Source organism: Photobacterium sp. MCCC 1A19761 (genome assembly GCF_037389125.1).
In the GTDB taxonomy this organism is placed as follows: domain Bacteria; phylum Pseudomonadota; class Gammaproteobacteria; order Enterobacterales; family Vibrionaceae; genus Photobacterium.
This window is the reverse complement of record NZ_JAZGTF010000002.1, coordinates 296,890-318,303: the sequence shown is the minus strand read 5'-3', so window position 1 is coordinate 318,303 and position 21,414 is coordinate 296,890. Positions and strand designations below refer to the sequence as shown.

18 protein-coding genes are annotated in these 21,414 nt (G+C 54.1%); 11 read left to right on the top strand and 7 right to left on the bottom strand.

The features are described 5' to 3' along the window. Positions 1 to 332 precede the first annotated feature (332 nt). A complete protein-coding gene (gene ptsG / locus VV869_RS04095) occupies positions 333 to 1,760 on the top strand; it encodes a PTS glucose transporter subunit IIBC (protein WP_337733709.1) in 1,428 nt (475 codons plus the stop codon). A gap of 68 nt (positions 1,761 to 1,828) precedes the next feature. On the opposite strand, the gene VV869_RS04090 is transcribed toward ptsG, so the two are convergent. From VV869_RS04090 to VV869_RS04080, 3 genes are all read right to left on the bottom strand, one after another. Continuing rightward, positions 1,829 to 2,728, bottom strand: coding sequence for a lysine exporter LysO family protein (locus VV869_RS04090; protein ID WP_337733708.1), 900 nt, complete (start codon positions 2,726 to 2,728; stop codon positions 1,829 to 1,831). A 183-nt stretch (positions 2,729 to 2,911) separates the two neighbouring features. Further along, positions 2,912 to 3,835 (bottom strand): HDOD domain-containing protein, encoded by a 924-nt coding sequence (locus VV869_RS04085; RefSeq protein WP_337733707.1) that lies wholly within the window; start codon positions 3,833 to 3,835, stop codon positions 2,912 to 2,914. A 105-nt stretch (positions 3,836 to 3,940) separates the two neighbouring features. Next, positions 3,941 to 4,540: an LON peptidase substrate-binding domain-containing protein gene (locus VV869_RS04080; RefSeq protein WP_337733706.1), complete on the bottom strand. Its 600-nt coding sequence runs from the start codon at positions 4,538 to 4,540 to the stop codon at positions 3,941 to 3,943. A gap of 358 nt (positions 4,541 to 4,898) precedes the next feature. On the opposite strand from VV869_RS04080, the gene VV869_RS04075 reads away from it, so the two are divergent. Further along, the gene (locus VV869_RS04075; RefSeq protein ID WP_443147290.1) at positions 4,899 to 5,420 is read left to right on the top strand and encodes a TfoX/Sxy family DNA transformation protein; all 522 of its coding nucleotides are present in this window, start codon (positions 4,899 to 4,901) and stop codon (positions 5,418 to 5,420) included. A 119-nt stretch (positions 5,421 to 5,539) separates the two neighbouring features. Then, positions 5,540 to 6,445, top strand: a complete 906-nt coding sequence (gene dsdC / locus VV869_RS04070) for a DNA-binding transcriptional regulator DsdC (protein ID WP_337733704.1) — start codon at positions 5,540 to 5,542, stop codon at positions 6,443 to 6,445. A gap of 137 nt (positions 6,446 to 6,582) precedes the next feature. Here the strand turns inward: dsdC and VV869_RS04065 are convergent, their stop codons facing one another. The 4 genes from VV869_RS04065 to VV869_RS04050 form a co-directional block, all read right to left on the bottom strand. After that, positions 6,583 to 7,137, bottom strand: coding sequence for a hypothetical protein (locus VV869_RS04065; RefSeq protein ID WP_337733703.1), 555 nt, complete (start codon positions 7,135 to 7,137; stop codon positions 6,583 to 6,585). A gap of 208 nt (positions 7,138 to 7,345) precedes the next feature. Further along, on the bottom strand, positions 7,346 to 8,341 hold the full coding sequence (locus VV869_RS04060; RefSeq protein ID WP_337733702.1) for a 2-hydroxyacid dehydrogenase: 996 nt from the start codon (positions 8,339 to 8,341) through the stop codon (positions 7,346 to 7,348). A gap of 76 nt (positions 8,342 to 8,417) precedes the next feature. Then, positions 8,418 to 8,918, bottom strand: a complete 501-nt coding sequence (locus VV869_RS04055) for a response regulator (RefSeq protein ID WP_337733701.1) — start codon at positions 8,916 to 8,918, stop codon at positions 8,418 to 8,420. Beyond that, the gene (locus VV869_RS04050) at positions 8,915 to 10,912 is read right to left on the bottom strand and encodes an ATP-binding protein (RefSeq protein ID WP_337733700.1); all 1,998 of its coding nucleotides are present in this window, start codon (positions 10,910 to 10,912) and stop codon (positions 8,915 to 8,917) included. The genes VV869_RS04055 and VV869_RS04050 overlap by 4 nt, the downstream gene beginning before the upstream one ends. Before the next feature lie 175 nt (positions 10,913 to 11,087). Here VV869_RS04050 and VV869_RS04045 point away from each other — a divergent pair, with 175 nt between their 5' ends. The 8 genes from VV869_RS04045 (at position 11,088) to udp (ending at position 21,218) form a co-directional block, all read left to right on the top strand. After that, complete coding sequence (locus VV869_RS04045; RefSeq protein WP_337733699.1) at positions 11,088 to 12,395, top strand: DUF945 family protein; 1,308 nt, start codon at positions 11,088 to 11,090, stop codon at positions 12,393 to 12,395. A gap of 234 nt (positions 12,396 to 12,629) precedes the next feature. Continuing rightward, complete coding sequence (locus VV869_RS04040; RefSeq protein ID WP_337733698.1) at positions 12,630 to 13,046, top strand: CBS domain-containing protein; 417 nt, start codon at positions 12,630 to 12,632, stop codon at positions 13,044 to 13,046. Positions 13,047 to 13,544: 498 nt separating this feature from the next. Further along, positions 13,545 to 14,960 (top strand): SLC13 family permease, encoded by a 1,416-nt coding sequence (locus VV869_RS04035; protein WP_337733887.1) that lies wholly within the window; start codon positions 13,545 to 13,547, stop codon positions 14,958 to 14,960. A gap of 22 nt (positions 14,961 to 14,982) precedes the next feature. Further along, the gene (locus tag VV869_RS04030; protein WP_337733697.1) at positions 14,983 to 16,308 is read left to right on the top strand and encodes an ATP-binding protein; all 1,326 of its coding nucleotides are present in this window, start codon (positions 14,983 to 14,985) and stop codon (positions 16,306 to 16,308) included. A 10-nt stretch (positions 16,309 to 16,318) separates the two neighbouring features. Then, on the top strand, positions 16,319 to 16,792 hold the full coding sequence (locus VV869_RS04025) for a response regulator (protein ID WP_337733696.1): 474 nt from the start codon (positions 16,319 to 16,321) through the stop codon (positions 16,790 to 16,792). A 152-nt stretch (positions 16,793 to 16,944) separates the two neighbouring features. Then, entirely contained in the window at positions 16,945 to 17,118 is a 174-nt protein-coding gene (locus VV869_RS04020) for a hypothetical protein (protein WP_337733695.1), read from the top strand. Between the two features lie 244 nt (positions 17,119 to 17,362). After that, a complete protein-coding gene (locus tag VV869_RS04015; RefSeq protein ID WP_337733694.1) occupies positions 17,363 to 19,984 on the top strand; it encodes a zinc/cadmium/mercury/lead-transporting ATPase in 2,622 nt (873 codons plus the stop codon). 466 nt (positions 19,985 to 20,450) lie between these two features. Then, positions 20,451 to 21,218, top strand: a complete 768-nt coding sequence (gene udp, locus VV869_RS04010) for a uridine phosphorylase (RefSeq protein ID WP_337733693.1) — start codon at positions 20,451 to 20,453, stop codon at positions 21,216 to 21,218. Positions 21,219 to 21,414 lie beyond the last annotated feature (196 nt).

Sequence of the window (21,414 nt, the reverse complement as noted above, 5' to 3'; positions counted from 1 at the left end):
CTGGCGCTGAAGTCGTGACGTATTCAAAGAACGTTGAGTTACCAAATTGAAATATAATTACCAATCATAGGTGATGCCAAAATGATTCATTCGCTGAAAATGAACGATCTACTGGTTCAGATTGTAATTTTTGACTGAATTTTAAGCATTTTGTGAAATTTAATTTCGTAACCTGTTGGTGTTATTGATAGGTATCAAGTTATATTTAGCGCCGCATTTTATACTCTTGCGGCAATAAAAAATAAAAGTGGTGCTAGCATTATGACTACGGGGGATAGTTGGCTTGCACTGACTTGATATCTAACTAAAACAGTTTCATTCAGGAGCACACTATGTTTAAGAACCTTTTTGCTAACCTGCAGAAAGTCGGTAAGGCGCTGATGCTGCCCGTCTCGGTTCTGCCGGTTGCGGGTATTTTGCTGGGGGTCGGGGCCGCGAACTTTAGCTGGATGCCGGATATTGTCTCTCATCTGATGGAGCAGGCAGGCGGTTCAGTCTTCGGACAAATGGCATTGCTGTTTGCCGTTGGTGTGGCACTGGGTTTCACCAACAATGACGGTGTCGCCGGATTATCCGCGATTGTTGGCTACGGGATCATGGTCGCCACGCTGAAAGTGATGGCGGGTGCTTACGGCGTTGATGAAATCAATACCGGTGTGCTGGGCGGGATCCTGGTCGGTGGCCTGGCCGGGTGGGCATTCAATCGATTCTATCGAATCCAACTCCCTGACTATCTTGGCTTTTTTGCCGGGAAGCGTTCGGTGCCGATTATCACCGGCTTCTGTGCCATTGCCCTGGGTATTGTGCTCTCTTTCATTTGGCCGCCAATCGGTGCCGGGATTGCCGCCTTCTCTGACTGGGCCGCAAACCAGAATCCGGTGACGGCTTTCGGGATTTACGGTGTGGTCGAGCGTGCGCTGATCCCATTTGGTTTACACCACATCTGGAATGTGCCGTTCTTCTATGAAGCGGGTGAGTGTGTGAATAAGTCGGGTGAGGTGGTGAACGGGATCATGACCTGCTTCCTGACCGCGGACGATGCCTCTCGCGCTGCCGGCAATGGTTTCGGTCAGCTGGCCGGTGGTTACCTGTTCAAAATGTTCGGTCTGCCGGCGGCAGCGATCGCGATTTGGCATTCGGCGAAGCCGGAAAACCGTGCCAAAGTCGGCGGGATCATGCTGTCTGCGGCACTGACTTCGTTCCTGACCGGGATCACCGAACCGATTGAATTCTCTTTCCTGTTCATTGCGCCGGTTCTGTATGTGATCCATGCGCTGCTGGCAGGGTTTGCCTATGTGCTGACCAATATGCTGGGCGTGGTCCACGGCCATACGTTCTCCAACGGCTTTATTGATTTTGTGGTGCAGTCACCAAACGCTAACAATATGGGGCTGCTGGTGGTGCTGGGCGTGGCTTATGCCATTGTTTACTACGTCGTGTTCCGCGTGGTGATCAGCGCCCTGGATCTGAAGACACCGGGCCGTGAAGCAGACGAAGAGCAAGGTGAAGTGGCGACCGGCACGGCACTGGCGCAATCCCTGGTGATGGCCTTTGGTGGTAAAGACAACATTACTGGTCTGGATGCCTGTATTACCCGCCTGCGCGTGGCTGTTGCCAGCGTTGATAAGGTTGATCAGGAAGAGCTGAAAAAACTCGGCGCAGCCGGGGTCGTGGTTGCCGGTGGGGGTGTACAAGCGATTTTCGGCACCAAATCGGATAACCTGAAGTCGGATATGGATGAGTGGATCCGCAATAACTGACGGTCTGTCTTGAGCACAACAAACAAGGGAAGCTTCGGCTTCCCTGTTTGTTGTTGTCGTTTACGCGGTCAGAGCGACAGGAAAAACAGCATCAGAAACGGCACCAGCAAGCTGAGAATAAACCCGCTGACAATGGCGACGGGGACGCAACGGATCCCACCGCAGTTTTGGATGACCGGCAAGGTGAAGTCCATTGCCGTCGCGCCGGCATATCCGATAGCGGTGCTGGGGTAGCGACCAATTACAACAGGGATCAGCGTCAGGGCAACCAGTTCACGCAGCAGCTCATTGAGGAATGCAGCGCCACCGAAAATCGGTCCCAGGCCATCGCCCATCAGGATCCCGGCCAGCGAATACCAACCAAAACCCGAAGCCATGGCCAGGCCATGCGTGATTGGGATCCCGAGGATAGCCGCGGCGATGACACCACCCGGCAGGGAAGTTAATACAATGACCAGTGCGATGGTGATCCCTTTCTTATTCAGCAGGATTTGCCGGAGGGTCATGCCGCTGTTGCGTAACTGGATCCCAATCAGGAACAGCAGTAACAGCAGGATTACTTCGCTGGCCTGATCGACCCAGCCCAGCTCAATACCGGACAGCAGGCCAACCAGTAAGCCGCCGGCGACGACGAAAATTAGCTTCACAGATTCCATCATCATTTTGCCAAACGGGAGACGGCGATGATCCTGGCTGGTTTCGGTTGGCCATAATTTGTCGATCACGGGCAGGGCCAGCAGGTTGCATCCGCTGATGGTCAGGAAGAACACCGTGGTATAGGTGAGGATCTGGCTCAGGTTTTGTCCCAGGTTATCGAGTCCGGCCAGGCTGAGGCCCATGAGGCCGAGGATCACCAGCACCAGACGGCTGGTTTGGACGTTGATAAATTCAATGACAGATCCCTTGTTCACCGGGATCAAATAGCCGATCACCAGCGGCAGGAAGATATAGAGCATTCCTGAAAACATGTGCATCCTTACGATCGTTGGCGGGTCAACGCTGATTGGGCAGGGATAGGAGACGGTTTATCCAGGCATCACCCAGGGCAATCAGCTGCTTTCATTCCATGAAACGAGCAGCTTATCAGTATCAGAAAGAAGAGGTCAATATAAGCCGCTGGATATCAAAGGTTTTTGACAACGGCGCGGCGATTAGAATCCACTTTCTTTAATGACGTCGCGTAACTGCTGATTAAACTCAGCTTCCGGCATGTTGGTCAGGTCATACATGATGTCGGCCCCGGCCAGATCCAGTTCGACATGGTGATCATCAATGGCCTCGTCATTGCTTTTGAACATCAGCAGGTGGTTGGCCATCCGGGCGATATCCAGGTAACGGGTCCCCGGTTGCTGCTGGCGATAAGGCATGCTGGTGTTGCAGGCGACTTCCAGGTAATCATCATCAAAGCCCCAGTGCCGGAGGATCAGCAGGCTGGCGTCCTGGCAGCAATGTTCAAACACGAACTTGGCGACGTTCAGGTCCAGGTAATTGCCATTGTCCAGGTATGACTGATATTCATGGATCAGACTGAACAAACCGATGTCGGCAAACAGGCCCGCCAGCAAGGCTTTCTCCGGTTCTATCCGCGCTGTACTGTCTGGATGGCTCAGCAAGCCCTGGCTGATGACCGCCATGGTGGCGGCGAGCTGTCGTGAACGCAGGGCGCTCTGTTGCAGCAACTGGTTACACCGGCTGTCAAAATGGCCATAGGTTTTGAGATCTTCAATGGCCTTTGCCGTCACAATGTCGCGAACCCGCATGATCCCGAGCCGGCTGACGGCGGTTTGGATATCATGGCAAACCACGTTGCGGCGGTTGAACATCAGGGTATTGGAAATTTTGATGATTGAAGCGGCAATGCCTGGGTCGTCGAGCAGGACATCGGCGACATCACGAATGGTCGTGTCGTCCAGCTCACATAGCCGCTGAAGTCTGGCAAGGACTTCCGGGATCGGCGGCAGGCTCAGGCGATTGTTGGCGATCGCGTCTTTTACTCGTGCGCAGAACTCGGACTGTATGCCTTTGACTATTTTGTCATTCTCCGGCTTGAGCCAGAAAAAAGATACGTGTGCCATGATGGTTATTTCATTGAAATTGAAGATAAGATTCTATCTTGAGCGCTGTCTGATAGACAGTATTGATGGGCAAAAATAGTCAAATAGTTCGAATTTTTTCGATCTTTATGCCAGCTCTGTTGAAGGTTCGGCATCTGTATCAAGCAATCTAAGCAAGAATCGGGTGGCCAGGATCACCGTGTCCTGGGTGAGCAGCAGCTGCTTGTAGTGGACTTCAAGCGGCAGCACTTCAAGCCAGCGCAGGCATACCCAGGTCAGGCTGTGTAAATTCGGGGAGGGGAACAGGGCGCCGACTTCCGGCATGGTGCGGTAAAACAGCTCGAGTTTATCAGCCAGGCAAGCCGTCTCGTCGTCAATCTCGGCCTCTGGCCATTGTGGATGGGCTTGGCTGGGACCATGTAACAGGCCGTCTTCCTCAATTTCAATCGACAGGATCCGGATCAGCTGGACGCCTTCGACGACGATACTCAGTAAGCCGTTCTCATCGGCATTGAAGTCGACAATCTTTGCTTCGGTCGCGATGGCCGGGATTTTCTTCACATCATCATGGGTTTCGAATTCATTCAACATACAAAGCGCAAAGCATCTTTCCCCGGCAAGGGATTGTTTGATCATCCGTATGAATCGCTCTTCGGTGATCGAAAGTTCTAACCGTCCCTCAGGCAACAGGTGCTTGGATGACGGATAAAGTGCGATGTCAGCCATATCATCTCCTCCCTACTAATAACCATAGTCGTCAGGCGGCAGATACACGACAGGGATGTTCGGACTTATTGTGCTAACTGTGAGTTATACGGTCAGCACATCATTTGGGGTAAATTTTGTCTCATTTAACTTATTTCGCCTCGTATAATATGCCGAAAATCTCAGTTTCAAATGTTCATGGTTTCATATGTGGACAATATATAATCGCTGTGTCATTGTCACTGCATCGAGAGATTTTTCTTGAATTTACGGCTACTTAAACGAACTTTTCACGGTTAGCGGGGGAGTGATTGTGCAATCGATCAAGGAAGACTTATTTAATTATTTGCGCGAATTTGGCAAGTATGAAAAACGTTCCATGTTTGGTGGTACAGGAATTTTCATCCATGGGGCCATGTATGCCATCCTGACCGAACAGTCGATGTTTTTGCGCGGCGGTGACACACTGGATGGCCGATTGGCCTCGCTGGGATGCGAGAAATTCAAACACATCAAGCGGAGCACAACGGCCATTGTGAATTACTACGATATTACGCATTGGTTCCATCAGGATCGCGCGCTGTGTGATGAGATCATTCGCGAATCGATTCGCTTGTCCACGGAAGAAAAAGCCCATAAAACCTCTTCGCAGGGGAAACGGCTGCGGGATCTACCCAATATGCGCCTGACGCTGGAGCGGATGGTGAAAAAAGCAGGGATCCCGGATGTCAGCAGCTTCGTCTCTCTCGGCGCTGCCGAAGTCTACCGAAAGGTCCGCCACTCACATGGCAAGGACATTGACCTCAAATTGCTCTGGATGTTTGCCGGTGCGATTGAGGGCTGTCACTGGACCTTGCTTGAAGAAGAGCGGAAACAACATTTGCTCCAGTCGCTCGAGTAAGCGAAAACCGATACTCAGTGCACTATCTCCTTTTCTGGCTTTCAGAATCTGGCCACCGTATGTCGGTGGTCTTTTTTATTGTATGATGGCAACAATTTCATCATAAAAATTAGCCCTTTATGCAATTACCAAAACTGACGGGTCAAGTGCTGTCCGGACTACACTGCTTTTTGATTGCTGCTGATCAAATGAGTTTTACCCGGGCCGCAGAGATTCTGTGCCTGACCCAAAGTGCCGTCAGCCATAAAATTAAAAACCTTGAACAGAACCTCGGGGTGCAGCTGTTTATTCGCCAGCCGCGGAAGTTGGTGTTGACAGAAGAGGGCAAGCGGCTCAAAGCGGTCGTGGCCCACAACTTCGGGGATATTGCACACGAAATTCGCGATTTGAAGACCGTGGAGCTCAGTGGTGATTTTAACGTTGCGGTGCCGCCGACCTTTGCGCAAACCTGGCTGTTGCCCAGGCTGAAGCACTTTATCGACCAGTATCCGGCGTTGCGGTTCCATTTGCGGACCCGCAATGAATTGGTGGACTTTCAGACGGAAACGTTCGACTGCGCGATCTATTTCGGTCACGGAAAATATCCGGGGCTGCATACCGCCAAACTGATGGATGAAAGCATGCTGCCGGTGTGCAGCCATGAGTATGCGCTGACCCATGATCTGTATGGTAATCCCGAGAAACTCACTGCTTGCCTGTTGTTGCATGACGCTGCTCCCTGGGCACGGGCCGGCCAGAATGATGAGTGGCAGTACTGGGCTCAGCGCCATGGTGTGATGTTGCCGGAGGCCGGTTGTACCTTCGACCGGGCCGATCTGGCTCTGCAGGCGGCAGAGCAGGGGATTGGCGTGGCGATGGGGCGCCAGTCTTTTGTGGCCCATCAACTTGAAAACAAGCGCCTGGTGGCACCATTCGCGATGACGGTTCAGTCACCACTGAGTTACTACATTGTCTGTCGGCGTGAGATGGCATTGTCGCCACGGTTTGAGGCGTTTATGAGCTGGCTGAGAAGCGAAATTGGTTGAAAATTAAAACGACGAAGGCTGACGTTGCGAGCAATTGAAGCAGCTTAGCGTTGGTGCAGAAAAAGAAATAGATAAAGACAGAGAAATAAAGAAAGAGAAAAGGCACTTCCCGCGATGGGAAGTGCCTGAAAACCGGCTTAGTATTTAAAGCGGGTGGTGAGCATGATTTGATCATCATAGATGTCGTTGAAGCGCGCCTGGACGCCAATCGAGAACAGTTCGGTGGCATGGAAGCGACCATAAATAGAACCGATGGTTTTTTCGCTATCATCAATATTCAGGTGGCCGAGTTGACCGCCGACTTCCAGCTGCGGGCCTAACCACTGACGTACGCCAATGTTGACTTCCATGCCCAGCTTGCCGCTTGAGCTGCTCAGCGCCCCTTCGTCTTTTTTGGCATTGCGGGCTTTAATTTCACCGGTAATATCGGCCCAGTTATTGACCGGGGCGTGGAAACCGACGCCAAACGCCATATCCCAGTCGTTATCAAACTCGGTGTCGATGCTGCCAGTCAGGTGAGCATTCGGGTGAATCGATTTGCTGAAGCCTGCGCCATAAGTTAGTGGGCTAATCCCAATACGCGCTTCGGCGTAGTCGTAACTAAAGTTACTCATGGTCGCTTGATTGTTCGCGTGAGCCACCGAAGTAAGTGATGCCAGGATAATGCCGGTGGCAATGAATGTTTTACGCATGAAAATTAGTCCGTGGAACTTTCAAAAGATTAGGAGCATTTTAATGGACAAAGCTGGTTAATCATAGATTTTTGCCATGAGAAGTGATTATTTTGACGATTGGTCGGGTAAAAATGCAGCAAAAATCACAAAAAAATGTGATCTGTAGCGCGAATTATTACCCGGTATAACAGACAGGGATCAGCGGGTCTGCGCCCGCTGGATCGGGTTAAGCCTGAATGAGCTCGTTGCCGGAGCGTTGCCCGGCCTCAAACAGCTTGAGGTTGTTAAGGGTAGTATCGGCGATGTTTCCCAGTGCTTCTTCGGTCAGGAACGCCTGGTGACCGGTGAACAGGACATTGTGGCAGGAAGACAGGCGACGGAATACATCATCGACGATGACATCATTCGACTTGTCTTCAAAAAACAGGTCTTTTTCGTTTTCATACACATCAATCCCCAGCGAGCCGATTTTACGGTTTTTCAGCGCTTCAATCGCATCTTTGGAGTTGAGCAGTTCACCCCGGCTGGTGTTGATGATCATCACGCCGTCGCGCATTTTGCCAAACGCCTCGGCATCAAGCATATGGTAATTTTCTTCGGTCATCGGGCAGTGCAGGGTGATCACATCCGCCTGGGCATAAATCTCATCCAGGGTGGTGTAGATGACGCCCAGCTCAAGAGCGATTGGGTTTTCATACGGGTCGTAGGCCAGGATGTTCATCCCGAGGCCCTTGAGGATGCGAATGGTGGCAATGCCAATTTTACCGGTGCCGATGACACCCACGGTTTTACCGTAGAAGTTGAATCCAGTCAGTCCTTCCAGAGAGAAATTGGCGTCGCGGGTGCGCTGGTACGCGCGGTGGATCCGGCGGTTCAGGCTGAGCATCAGGCCCAGGGTATGTTCGGCAATGGCTTCCGGCGAATAGGCGGGAACACGAACCACCTGGATGCCTAACTCTGCGGCGGCTTCCAGATCAACCTTGTCGAATCCGGCGCAACGCATGGCAATGATCCGGACCTGGTGTTCGGCCAGAACTTTTAAAACCGGACGGCTTAAATCGTCGTTGACGAACGCACAAATGGCGTCAAAACCGTGCGCCATCCGGGCGGTCTGCTCGGTCAGCCGGAATTCAAAGTAAGTCAACTCATGCTGATAGTGGGCATTAATGCGCTCGAATGACTGTTGGTCGTATTTTTTGGTGCTGAAGACTGCAACTTTCATAGGTCACCGTTTCGGGGAACTGATTATGTGAGAAACATAACACTTTTACCCGATCCCGCAAAGCGGTGCCTGTGATTTAGCGGTCGGACAGCGACAGGCGCCGATCACTCAGGGCGTTCATGATCCGATTGGTATCCAGTACCCGGGCCCAGGGCATCAGATCCGTTTCATGCTCAATGACATAGCTGGTCAGTTGATCGATCGCGACCTGTTTGAGCTGATCGCCGTCCCAGGGCTTGGCGATGTAATAGTCCAGACTGGCCTGGTTGACGGCCTGCACGGTCTCTTCCAGCCCGGCCTGGCCGGTCAGAAGAACCCGGCGGGAGCTTTCGGTTTCCGACCAGTGCTTCAGCTCGATCAGGAAATCAATCCCGGTTTCACCCGGCATGATATGGTCACACAGGATCAGGGCGAGCGGGATATGATCAGCGATCGACTCGGCCAGCACTTCCTTGGCCTCATCGACCGATTCCGCTGCTTCAATGACAAAATGCTCTTCCAGGCTGCTGAGGTCATGGATGACGCTGTCGAGCACTTCCCGCTCATCATCGACACAAAGAATCAGGTATTTGTTCATAGGGCCTCCTGTGGCGCGGTGGAATGTGCTGCCGGCCCGGGGCGGGAGACGCCGCCGTTCAGCGGGAGCGTGACAATCATTCGGGTAAACTGTCCGGGCTCGGATTCAACCCGGATCTGGCCGTGGTGATGGTGGATAATTTGCTGACAGACCGATAAGCCGATACCCAAGCCGAAGTTGCCTTCACGCTTGGTGGTGTAATTGAGTTCGAAGATTTTCTCCTGCTGCTCCGGAGCAATCCCTTTGCCGTTGTCTTCCACGATGATGTCCACGCTTTGGCTGGCAGGGCTCAGGTTTTCCGTGCCGGGTGTGAAGCGGGTCGTGATCTGGATTTCCCCGGGTTCATCCACCGCATCCAGCGCATTGGCAATCAGGTTGGTCCACACCTGTTGCAGGGCAATAGGCTGGCAGGTAACGGGGGGCAGCGCCGCATACTCTTTGGTGATGTGGTGGCGCTTCAGGCGATTTTCGAAAATGACCAGGGTATCTTCCAGCCCTTCATGAATGTCAACCTGGTGGAAGGTTTCATCATCCTGGCGGGCATAGCTTTTCAAGCTCTTGACCAGATCGGCAATGCGCTGGGCGCACACGTGCATTGAGCGCAGAAAACTGCCCATCTGGTAGTAATTGTCCCACTCCGCCATCACCGGCTTGAGGTCTTTTTTCTGGCTGAGCAGCCAACTGTCGAGGTGCTCCGGCCCGTCAATCCCCATCTGGACCGCTTTGCGGGCCAGCTGGCGATCCCCCAGTACCTGCTCCAGGGCTTTGGCCCGGCTCCGGGTTTCCGATGTCGACAGCGGGCGCGACTGCATGGCCTGCTGCAGGATGACATTGCCGCGGGTCTGGTTTTCCAGGCTCAGTTGCGTTTCGGTCAGTTTGCCAATGGTGTGTTTGAGGGTATCGCTGCCTCGCAGGATGGCCGAGACCGGGTTATTGAGCTCATGGGCCACTCCGGCAACCAGTTGGCCCAGCATGGCCATTTTTTCTTTTTCGATTAGTTGTTGGTAGGCGGCATCCAGCGATTGCAGGGTTTGCTGCAGCTGCATTTCGGTGCGGATACTGCCTTGCAGGCGGCGGTTGAAGTTCCGCAGCAGCAGGTTGGTGAATAAGGGCAGCAGCTCGCTGCGGGAATTCATCACCTTGTTGAACAGGGTGCGATCAAGCTTGATGACGTCGGTTTTGCCCAGCGTGATCCCGGTCGAAAATGACGGCTCGCCCGAGACAAACGACATCCCCCCAACCAGGTTGCCCGGCCCGACCCGGACCACTTCGTGCCGGTTGCCGTGTTCATCTTCTTTAAACAGCACCACTTCTCCTTCGGTAATAAACCAGAGAAAGCGGTTGGGCTGGCCTTCCTGGGTCAGCAGGTGGTTGGCACTGTAGGTCCGGCAGGCCCGGCTCTCATCGTTGCCGTCAAAAAAGTCGTGCAGGGCATCGGTGACCTGACGGGCCAGGCTGGCGTCGTCCAGATCGTTGGTATTTTGAATAAAGCCGGAGCGGAAGTTGGCCATTTGCCGGTCGATATGGGCATTGAGGATCCGGCGGTGGTCCAGGATTTGACTGTATTGCAACCAGTCTTCGCCGGGATGTTTGAGCACAAAGGTGGTGAGTTCCTTGGTCAACACCTGCTGTAACTCATCGCGGGGCCAAGGTTTGTTGAGGCAGTAATGCAGCCGCCCTTCGTTGACCGCCTGCATGATGCTGTCGAGCTGGGGTTTGTCATTGAGCAATATCGAGCGGGCATGGCGGGTGGCCGGATGGGCCTCAAGCTGGATCAGAAAATCCACCCCGTTATCCTGGCCGAGCCGGTTATCGCAGATCACTGCGGCGACCTGCTGTCCCTGCCGTTCAACGAGATCCAGGATCTCGTAGGCTTCGCGGATGCTGTAGGCGTTACAAAGATCAAACAGTCCGGCGAATCCCGCCAGCTCCTGGTTGAGTCGTTCAATAATACAGGGGTCGTCATCCAGACAGACAATGACAAAACTGTTCAACCTTGCCTCGCTTCCGTGGGTGCCTTTGCTTCAAGTGTATAAGAAATCATCAATCAAGAGTGAGAGACGGATTACAATCTGATGCCATTAGTTGTTGATTCAACGACAATATACGCAGAGGTTACCGTGCAATGTGATAGACTGAGCGCTGAATGAGTAGCAACTGGGACACAACATGTTGAAGAAAATTGGTGCCATCGGCGGTGCCGTGTCAATCATCTTATGCTGGCCGCTGGCAACCGGGCAAATTGGTGAGCGTATCTATCTGGATACGGTCGGGAAATATGAAAATCCCTACCTGACGATCAGCAATGAAAGTTATGACCGGGGTTATCTGAGCTCGGATGTGGTGTCCCGCCTCGAAGTGAAAGATGACTGGAAGCCGATGTTCGATGATGAAGGCTTGCCGACGGTCTGGTATGTCCATCATAAAGTTGAGCATGGCGTGCTGGGCGTGGCATCGACCAGCGAGCTGGTGCTGGATGAGGCCTTCAAGCCGGTGGCGGACAAGTTGTGGGGCGACGGGGTGACGCCGATCCGCTTTACCACCTCGACCTCTCTGACCCGGGCGACGGAATTTTCCATCACCATGAACCCGATTGCCTTCAAGGATGAGCAAGGGGCCACGGCTGATGTGACATCGTTTGAGATGACCGGCTCGGTGGATAGCAAAGGTGCCGGGGAGTTCCATTACCGGTTGCCGAAAGCATCCCTGACCACCACGGCCCGCGAAACTATGGTCCTGAACGGGCTGAAAGGAGGCGGTAAGGGCGTGATGGATGGTCAGTTCTGGATTGGCAGCCAGAATCTGGCTGTAGAACATCTGAGTTTCCATAATCTTGAAGCCGATCAGGGGGTGGCGCTGGACAAGCTGGTGGTCGCGATGCAGAACAGCCTGAGCCAGCCGGAACCGGCAGCAGAAGCGGCGGATCCGAAGCTGACTAATACCAACAGCGTGCGTGTTGCGCGTGTTGTCGCGATGGATGGTCAGGAATACCAGGACTTCCATTTCCAGGTGGCGCTCTCGGAGCTTGATTACCCGGCCATCACCCGCCTTGGCCATGTGGCTGAAGGGATTGAACAGCAAATGACCCAGGCACAGGCGGAAGAAGCAGCTCTGGCGCTGGATCTGCTGGTGGCGAAAGGAATGAAGTTTGCGATTGAGCAACTGAGTGTGGTGACGCCGAAAGGGGCGGTGACCAGCAATCTGAATCTTGAACTGGCGCCGGGCATTGCCAGGGCGTCAGAGAATCTGGCGTTGATTACGGATAAACTTCGGGGCGATTTCAGTTTGCAGTTGCCGATTGCGCTGGTCGAAGCGAATCCTGAGCTGCTGGACAAAGCGAACATGATGGAGCAAAACGGCATCATTGAAAAAGGGTCTGAGTTTTACGACCTGAAGGTCAAAGTAGAGGGCGATCAAATCATTCTGGCATCGGGCGATCAGTTGCCGCTGGCGATGCTGATGATGCTGTTTATGTAAGACCACCGTTCTCGGTAACTCCGAAGCGAACAAAACCAAAGCCGCACCTTTTCCGTGCGGCTTTTTTGATCGCCGGCCGGCTGTGGGGTGCCTCAATGCATCGGTCATACCTATTAATGAAATTGCCTATTTCCATTTAGTAATTTCAGAGAAATGGGCAACACTTAAAGCATACAGCAGGTTGAACAAGATGAAGCGCCTGTTTTGGTTTGTAAAATTCGTTTAGGGGGATGCATGGAGTCGCTTAAAGTTAAAGATTACATGAATATGCGCCCGGTCACATTTGATCCGAAAATGTCCTTGTCGCAGGCGCTGGGTAAATTGCTGGTATCCAAGCAGATCGGTGGCCCGGTTGTCGATGAGCAGCGTAAAGTGGTCGGCTTTATTTCAGAGCAGGATATGATCCATAAGTTGCTGAAGGTTGGCTACCACTGCCAGGACACCCATAATGTGCAGGATTGTATGCGCTCAGAGGTGCTGACGGTCACGCCGGAAGACTCGATTATTGAGCTGGCAGAAGTCATGACCGGCCAAAAGCCGAAAATTTATCCGGTGGTGGATAACGGGCGGCTGGTGGGGATTATCACCCGGCGGGATGTGCTGACCGCGATCAGTAACCAAATTGTGGATTGCTTTAAACATCCGGTCTGAACAGGGCAGAACCGCAGCACGCGTACATTGATCCTGAAACACCGACCCTGAAACACTAATTCTGATAGACCAATCCTGAAACATCAGCCACAGGCGCTCCGGCGTCTGTGGCTGTTTTGATCCCACTTCCCCCTGCCCGAACAGCCTAGCTTGAGCCCACCTCATCTTCAAGCTTGCCATATTGCGCCTCCTGCTGGAATTCCCCTTGTGACTGAATGTGCGATAGCGCCGGTTTACAACATTTGGTGGAATTTCATCGGCTTATTTATTGATCTGCGGCTAAGAAATCCCCCGTCGCCGGTCGCAGAATGGCCAGAGTTGCTTTTGACATTGCTCTAGAAACAGCGTTCGAACTGCCGCTGGTGGCTCCGGAAACCGACGGCAGATCCGGATACCTGGCCGTGTGTCCCTTCATGCTTGCGACATGCATCATCTGTCACCCATAAGGCATCAGGTATCGAACTGGTTTTTTATTTGTTGTTAGGGAATAGATCCATGATGCGCCAATCTCTGAGGTATCTCGTACCGATATTGATCCCGCTGGTGATCCTGCTGCTGCCGGCCACAGCATTTCCGGTTGAAGGACTGACCGTGATCCAACAACGGGTGATCGCCATTTTCCTGCTGGCCGCTTTGTGCTGGGTGTTTGAGCCGATCCCGATTTACGCCACATCAGTGGTAATTATTGTGCTGGAACTGCTGATGCTGTCCGACAAAGGGCTGGTATTGTTTCGCGGTGGGGAAGGTCAGGCAGCGTTTGGTGAGCTGCTGAGCCATAAAGCCATTATGGCAACCTTTGCCAGCCCGATCATCATGCTGTTTCTCGGCGGATTTTTCCTCGCGATGGCCGCGACCAAGTACCGGTTGGATGTCAACCTGGCCCGGGTGTTACTGAAACCGTTCGGCACCCGCCCGAGCCATGTGATGTTCGGGTTGATGTTGATCACGGCTGTCTTTTCGATGTTTATGTCCAACACGGCCACCACAGCCATGATGTTGTCGATCCTGGCCCCGGTGATCGCTCTGTTCGGTGCCAAAGATCCGGGTAAAATTGCCTTTGCCCTGTGCATTCCGGTCGCTGCCAATATTGGCGGGATTGGCACGCCTATCGGCACGCCGCCCAATGCTATCGCGCTGAAATATCTGACCGGCGAGAATCTCATCACCTTTGGTGAGTGGATGTTCTTCGGCGTGCCTTTCGTTGCAATCCTGCTGTGCTTTTCCTGGGTCCTGATCAACCTGTTTTATCCGGCGAAGCAGGAAAAAATTGAGCTGACCATTCAGGGCAAATTCCTCAAGACGCCAAAGGCGATTACGGTGTACGTCACCTTTGCGCTGACCATTGTGCTGTGGCTGATGGGATCGGCCCATGGGATGAATGCCTACACAGTGGCGTTGATCCCGGTCGCGGTCTTTTCGCTGACCGGTATTATTAACAAAGAAGATTTGAAGAAAATTTCCTGGGACGTGTTGTGGCTGGTTTCTGGCGGGATCGCCCTGGGGCTGGCGCTGGACCAAACCGGCTTGGCCCGGCTGATGGTGCACAGTATCCCGTTTGACAGCTATTCCCCTTACGTGGTTCTCGGCGGCTCGGCTGTTCTGTGTCTGCTGATGGCGAATTTTATGTCGCATACGGCGACGGCCAACCTGCTGATGCCGATTATGGCTGCTTTAGGGACATCGATGGCGTCTCTGGTCCCGCTGGGCGGTGAGATCACCCTGATCCTGGTGGTGACCTTTGCCGCTTCCTTGGGGATGTCCCTGCCGATCAGTACGCCGCCGAATGCCCTGGCCCATGCAACGGGCCATGTGGAAAGTCAGCAGATGGCACGGGTTGGGGTGATTGTCGGCGTGGTCGGTGTGCTGCTGAGTTTTGTGATGATTTGGATCCTGCATCTGATCGATCATATTTAAGTGGTCAATACACGGAGATGACATGCAACAACCCATGGCCCTGCAACGCATTATTGAAGTGTACTTTGGCGACCCGGCAAGAACCCTGGTGGTGAAATCCGGCACCCAGGTGCTGCGCCAGGATGGCTATAACGACCGGCTGTACTGGGTGAAATCCGGCAAGCTGGCCGGTTACATGCACAATGAAAGCGGCGAACAGACGGCGAGGATTTTCCGGGTCGATCCCGGGATGTTTTTCGGCGTTCACAGTTTCTTTTCCAGAACGCTGGTGGCTTCGACCACCGTGATTGCCGAGGAAGACAGTGAACTGGCCTGGATTGACAGCACCACTACGGCGGTGGATGCCGCGCAATTCGGGTCATTGACCGAGCAGTTTATGCCGGTGATGGTGCATGAGCTGGCGAAGCGGCAAGTACTGGCGGGTCAGCAGGCGATCGCCAAAGAGAAAGCCTTGCAGAAACTGTATGCCGCAGAGCAGATGACCACATTGGGTCAGCTGGCGGCGGGAATTGCCCATGAGCTGAATAATGCTATCGGTGTGCTGAGCAGCAAAACGGAAGGGGTGGAGGCAGCGGTACGCCAGTACCTGGCGCAGCACCAGCCTGAGCTCTGCCCGTTCCTGATCAGCGGGATCGACGAGGGTCAGGCGACGACATCGTCGCAGGTTCGTCAGCGGGCCCGGGCATTACAGCAAACGTATGGCTTAGCACGCGAGCCGGCCCGGCAACTGGCCCGGGCGGTGCCGGAGGGGGAGGTGCCGCCTGCATGGCTGGCAAACTTAGAGGATGCGCTGGCGTACTGGGAGATGGGGCGCGATCTGCATGACATGCGCCTCGCCGCCCGGCATGCAGCAGGCATTGTCCGCTCGGTGAAGCAACTGGGCGGTGTCGATCAAACCCGGCAGCCGGGCGTGGATGTGAACGACACGCTGCACAAGTCCTTATCGTTGCTGCAAAGTAATCTGCGCCGGGTGAATGTGGTACTGCAACCTGCCGAGTTACCGTCCCTGACCGCCAGTACCACCGAGCTGGTGCAGATTTGGGTCAACATCATCAAAAATGCCTGTGACGCCATGGCTGAGACCCAGGCACCGGAGCTGGAGATTGTGACGCGCAGTTCGCGACGTCGGATCAGCGTCATCATTAGCAATAACGGTCCGATGATCGACGAAGCGATTCGTCACAAGGTGTTTCACCCGAATTTCACCACCAAAAAAGGCGGCTTGTCATTCGGGCTCGGGCTGGGGCTGTCGATCGTGCAGCGGATTGTCCACAGCTACGGCGGCTCGATTTCGCTTCGGAGCAATCCGGATCGCACGCAGTTTCGAATTCATTTACCAATTGCTTAAGGGAAAGCTGATGGAAAAGTTAAATATCATTTGTGTGGATGATCAGCGGGAAGTGCTGAGTGCGGTGCTGAAAGATCTGGCGCCGCTCAATGATTATTTTCAGGTTGAAGACTGCGAGTCGGCTGACGAAGCGTTGGAGCTGATGGACGAGCTGGATGCCGAAGGGGAGTTTATCGCGGTGGTCATTTCAGACCACGTGATGCCCGGCATGACCGGTGTCGAACTGCTGAGTCGGGTGTCTCAAGATCAGCGCTTTACCCAAACCAAGAAGGTTCTGCTGACCGGTCAGGCAACCCACCAGGATACGATTGAAGCTATCAATCGGGCCCGTATCGAGAGCTACTTCGAGAAACCATGGACGGCGGAAGCGCTGCTGACCACCGTCAGAAGCTTAATCACGGAATATATTTTCGACAGCGGCTTGGATTATCAGGCGTGGGCCGATGTGCTGGATAATAGTGTGGTTTTCCGGCGTCTGCGTTAGGAAGCGACTCGCGGTATCAGAAATGGCTGTGCGTGTGGCTCTGGGTGGTTGAACGGCGATTTGCGCGATATCAAAGGTTGCCGACTCTCGGCGAGCTGCCTGCCACGCATCAACTATGATTAAGGTGAATAGGTTGGTGTGAGGCAAATATCATGGTTGATTTCCTGGAGCACATGCGCCTGAGAGGGAAAGCCGAGGAAGATCTGTATTTTGCAGAGCGCGATCGTCAGCTCATTAAAGCGCTGCATGACAAGCGGGACCGTGAACAGCAGCAGCCGGAGGAGTCCGCCGGACAGCAAGACTTGACCGGTTTACCTGAACGCTAAGGCTGGCCGTTTCGATTGCAGGTTATTTTGATTGTAGGCCGTCTCGATTGAAGGTCGTTTCGATGGATGGACACCCACGTCGCTGAAAGTTGGCTTTGGGAGCGGTTTGTTGCAGTTTTTCCGGGAATGGTGAGCGCGGGGAAGATAATAAGAAACATTTTTCATGACATGGCTTGACCTTAGACTCAGCTCCAAGGTTTATAGTTAGGATATTCATCCTACAAACCAACCTGAGGAGTGTGCCATGTGTGCTCAGTGTAACAACAAGAAATCCCATATTCATACCGTCAAGCCAACAGGGGCTCAGACTGGTTCGGTCCGCGTTGAGGCCGGACGAGACCCACAAGGCTGTTGTGCATCTGCATCAGTGCAGACGGTGTCTGCCGGCCAGAGCAGCGAGGCGTCGGGGAGTGATTCCGGCGGCGATGAAGAGCCTGCCGCGCGGCCCCGAATTTCTGCCATTCACCCGTCTGCTAATCCACTTCAGCCTGCGGCGTTGATGCTGTCGCCGGGAGTTCTGGATTCCCGGTCTGAATCTGATCACGCACATCACTCATCAGATCCGCATGAGCAACCGCAAGAACACCCGCAAGAACACCCGGGTGCCGATTGCTGCAGCACTAGTACTAGCAGCTGTACCAATACTAACAGCAGTACCAATACTAACAGCAGCACTAATACCAACAGCAGTGAACCTGCGGCCACATGTTGCAGTTCGCACAAGACCGAAGCGCGCGAACAGGATGTCTTGTTCGAAGCGTCAGCAGACAGCCACACCCTGAGCTGGAAAATCCAGAATATGGATTGCCCGAGCTGTGCCGGAAAGCTGGAGAAAGCGATTTCGGCGATTGAGGGCGTGTATACCGTCAAAGTGATGTTTGCGACTGAGAAGCTGATGGTGAGCTGCGGCGATCAGGTGCTGGCAACGGTGATTGAAAGCAAAGCCAGTGACACCGGATTTCCGTTGACCTCTACGCAGCAATCGTCCGAGCCTGCTCCGCAAGGCTTCTGGCGTCGTAATGCCGCCATTCTTTCCATCGCCGTCATGATGTTGGTCTCGTTTCTGATCAGCCTGGTGTCGGAGACCTTCGGGTTGGCGGCATTTACCGCGACCACGATCCTGGGCCTGATCCCGATTGTCCGCAAGGCTGTGGCTCTGGCCAAAGGCGGCTCGCCGTTTTCAATCGAAACCCTGATGAGTGTGGCAGCGATCGGGGCGTTGTATCTCGGGGAAACGGCAGAAGCCGCGATGGTGCTCTTGCTGTTCCTGCTGGGTGAACAGCTGGAAGGGTATGCTTCTGCCCGGGCCCGGAGCGGCGTGAAGGCGCTGATGGATCTGGTGCCGGAGCAAGCGACCTTGGTTCGCCCTGACGGCACCAAAGTTAAAGTTGCCGCAGAGGCCCTGGCCCCGGGCGATGTGATTGAAGTGGCTCCGGGCGGGCGACTGCCAGCAGACGGCGAGCTGATGGATATCAGCGCCAGCTTTGATGAAAGTGCCTTGACCGGTGAGTCCGTGCCGGTCGAGCGGTTACCGGGCGAGTCGGTGATGGCCGGCTCTTTGGTTGCCGATAAGGTGGTCCGGCTGAAAATTGTGTCCGCCCAGGGGGAAAATGCCATCGATCGGATCTTGCATCTGATTGAAGATGCCGAGTCGCGCAAAGCGCCGCTGGAGCGCTTTATCGACCGTTTCAGCCGCTGGTATACCCCGGCGATGATTGCCCTGGCGGCGCTGGTGATCGTGATCCCGCCGGTGTTCTTTGCCCAGTCCTGGGAAGCCTGGCTGTATAAAGGGCTCACTCTGTTGCTGATTGCCTGCCCGTGTGCCCTGGTGATTTCAATTCCGGCGGCGATCACCTCTGGCCTGGCAGCGGCGGCTCGACGCGGGGCGCTGATTAAAGGCGGTGCGGCCCTGGAGCAACTGGGACGAATTGACCTGGTGGCCTTTGATAAAACCGGCACCTTGACGCAGGGCAAACCTGTGATGACCGATCTGGTCAGCTGGGACGGTGATGAAGCACGTCTGTTGCAACAAGCGGCAGCGGTCGAAGACGGCTCCATGCACCCGCTGGCACAGGCCGTGGTCAAAGCTGCGGCATCGCGCGGGCTGCCTGTCCCGCACGCTGAACACCGGGAAGCATTACCCGGACGCGGGATCATGGGGGTCGTTGACGGTGATTCTCTGCTGCTGGTCGCCGCAGACCGTCTGCCGGAAGAGATTCTGCTGACCGCGGCTCAGCAGGCTGAAGCCGAGGCCCTGGAGGCGCAAGGCAAGACGTTGGTGGTGGCGATTCGTAATCGTGAGCCGGTGGGTCTGATTGCCTGGCGGGACAACCTGCGCGAGGAAACACCACAGGCGGTTCAGCAACTGCATGCGATGGGGATCCGTTCCGTGATGCTGACCGGTGACAACCCCCGGGCCGCCGCAGCAATTGCCGGCGAAATCAAAATTGATTACCGCGCCGGACTCTTACCGGCAGATAAAGTCCGTGAAGTGGAACTGGCCAACCAGCACGCCAAGGTGGCGATGGTTGGGGATGGTATTAACGATGCTCCGGCGATGAAAACTGCCGCGATTGGGATCGCAATGGGTGGGGGAACCGATGTCGCACTGGAAACGGCCGACGCTGCATTGACCCATGATCGGGTGGCTGAGCTGCCCGCCATGATTGCCCTCTCACGTGCGACGTTGGCCAATATCCGTCAGAACATTGGCTTGGCCCTCGGCCTGAAGGCGCTGTTTCTGGTCACCACCTTACTGGGCTTTACCGGCTTGTGGGTTGCGGTTCTGGCAGATAGCGGCGCCACCGCGCTGGTCACCCTGAATGCCTTGCGTCTGCTGCGGTTTAAACCCCGGTATGAACGCTAGCCGATCAAACCTGTGCCCCGGATTTCCGGGGCACAGTGTTTTCAGGGGCATTCTTTTCAAGGTGACGGGTTTTTCAGATGGGTAATGTTTTCAGGGGACTGGTTTTTCAAGGGGGCAATGTTTTCTAGGGAACCAGGGCTTTCAAGGGAACAGGGTTTCAAGGGAGCCAGGACTTTCCGGGATGACGCCTACGCAGCGCGCTATATTTTGAGGAAAAAGTGTGAAGAAGGGCAAAAGCAAACGTTTATTTGTGACGTTTGTCACTTAATTTTGTAACGTTTCATTTTTTGTATTTCAATTCATGTGATGTGAATCACTAAAACTTCTTGCGCTATCAGCTATCGTTATCAGGTGTTTTGAGCGTGCTGTTTTGCCGGACAGTACGCTCAAAACATTTTGATTTCCAATCAATAGCCGCAGACCTCATCGTCCCTAACAAGCGGCATGGTATAAAAAGGATAAAATTATGTCTGACAACGCAGTGTTCCATTTGGGTGTTAATAAAGCCGATCTTAACGGCGCTGAGCTGGCGATTATTCCGGGTGATCCAGCCCGTGTTGAAAAAATTGCCAACCTGATGGATAACCCTGAGTTCCTGGCAAGCTCACGTGAGTACACCGTGTACCGTGCCAAGCTGGACGGCAAGCCAGTGGTGGTTTGTTCAACCGGCATCGGTGGTCCGTCAACGTCGATTGCGGTTGAAGAGCTGGCGCAATTGGGTGTTCGTACGTTCCTGCGTGTCGGCACGACTGGTGCGATTCAGCCGCACATCAATGTTGGTGACATGATCGTGACCACCGGCTCTGTCCGTCTGGACGGTGCCAGCCTGCACTTTGCACCGATGGAATTCCCGGCGGTTGCGGACTTCGCTGTCGCGACAGCAATGAAGGCAGCCTGTGATGCCGACGGCGCAACGGTTCACACCGGTGTGACGGCTTCATCCGATACCTTCTACCCAGGCCAGGAGCGTTACGACACTTACACCGGTCGTGTGGTGCGTCGTTTCCAGGGCTCGATGGAAGAGTGGCAGCAAATGGGTGTGCTGAACTTTGAAATGGAATCAGCTACCCTGCTGACCATGTGTGCCAGCTCTGGTCTGCGCGCAGGCTGTGTTGCCGGCGTCATCATCAACCGGACTCAGAAAGAGACCCCGGATCACGCGACACTGAAAGAGACCGAAGCACGCTCAATCAAAGTGGTGGTTGAAGCGGCACGCCGCATGCTGGCAGAATAATCCAAGCCGGGCTGGTCTGGGATCAGCCGTTGTGCTTCACCAAAACCGATGCTGCGGCATCGGTTTTTTTATGCCGGCGGCACCGTGATGGATGGGAAAGGTTGACTTCAACCGATGAAGCTATCTTTGTGTTGTCTCTTGATACTGACGTTCAAACTGTGTGATATGCAGCAAAAAGTTAACACAATGAATTCGT

Excerpts from the sequence above, each read along its gene's own strand:
- ptsG (WP_337733709.1), top strand. The coding sequence starts at position 333 with ATGTTTAAGAACCTTTTTGCTAACCTGCAGAAAGTCGGTAAGGCGCTG.
- VV869_RS04090 (WP_337733708.1), bottom strand. The coding sequence starts at position 2,728 with ATGTTTTCAGGAATGCTCTATATCTTCCTGCCGCTGGTGATCGGCTAT.
- VV869_RS04085 (WP_337733707.1), bottom strand. The coding sequence starts at position 3,835 with ATGGCACACGTATCTTTTTTCTGGCTCAAGCCGGAGAATGACAAAATA.
- VV869_RS04080 (WP_337733706.1), bottom strand. The coding sequence starts at position 4,540 with ATGGCTGACATCGCACTTTATCCGTCATCCAAGCACCTGTTGCCTGAG.
- VV869_RS04075 (WP_443147290.1), top strand. The coding sequence starts at position 4,899 with ATGTTTGGTGGTACAGGAATTTTCATCCATGGGGCCATGTATGCCATC.
- dsdC (WP_337733704.1), top strand. The coding sequence starts at position 5,540 with ATGCAATTACCAAAACTGACGGGTCAAGTGCTGTCCGGACTACACTGC.
- VV869_RS04065 (WP_337733703.1), bottom strand. The coding sequence starts at position 7,137 with ATGCGTAAAACATTCATTGCCACCGGCATTATCCTGGCATCACTTACT.
- VV869_RS04060 (WP_337733702.1), bottom strand. The coding sequence starts at position 8,341 with ATGAAAGTTGCAGTCTTCAGCACCAAAAAATACGACCAACAGTCATTC.
- VV869_RS04055 (WP_337733701.1), bottom strand. The coding sequence starts at position 8,918 with ATGAACAAATACCTGATTCTTTGTGTCGATGATGAGCGGGAAGTGCTC.
- VV869_RS04045 (WP_337733699.1), top strand. The coding sequence starts at position 11,088 with ATGTTGAAGAAAATTGGTGCCATCGGCGGTGCCGTGTCAATCATCTTA.
- VV869_RS04040 (WP_337733698.1), top strand. The coding sequence starts at position 12,630 with ATGGAGTCGCTTAAAGTTAAAGATTACATGAATATGCGCCCGGTCACA.
- VV869_RS04035 (WP_337733887.1), top strand. The coding sequence starts at position 13,545 with ATGCGCCAATCTCTGAGGTATCTCGTACCGATATTGATCCCGCTGGTG.
- VV869_RS04030 (WP_337733697.1), top strand. The coding sequence starts at position 14,983 with ATGCAACAACCCATGGCCCTGCAACGCATTATTGAAGTGTACTTTGGC.
- VV869_RS04025 (WP_337733696.1), top strand. The coding sequence starts at position 16,319 with ATGGAAAAGTTAAATATCATTTGTGTGGATGATCAGCGGGAAGTGCTG.
- VV869_RS04020 (WP_337733695.1), top strand. The coding sequence starts at position 16,945 with ATGGTTGATTTCCTGGAGCACATGCGCCTGAGAGGGAAAGCCGAGGAA.
- VV869_RS04015 (WP_337733694.1), top strand. The coding sequence starts at position 17,363 with ATGTGTGCTCAGTGTAACAACAAGAAATCCCATATTCATACCGTCAAG.
- udp (WP_337733693.1), top strand. The coding sequence starts at position 20,451 with ATGTCTGACAACGCAGTGTTCCATTTGGGTGTTAATAAAGCCGATCTT.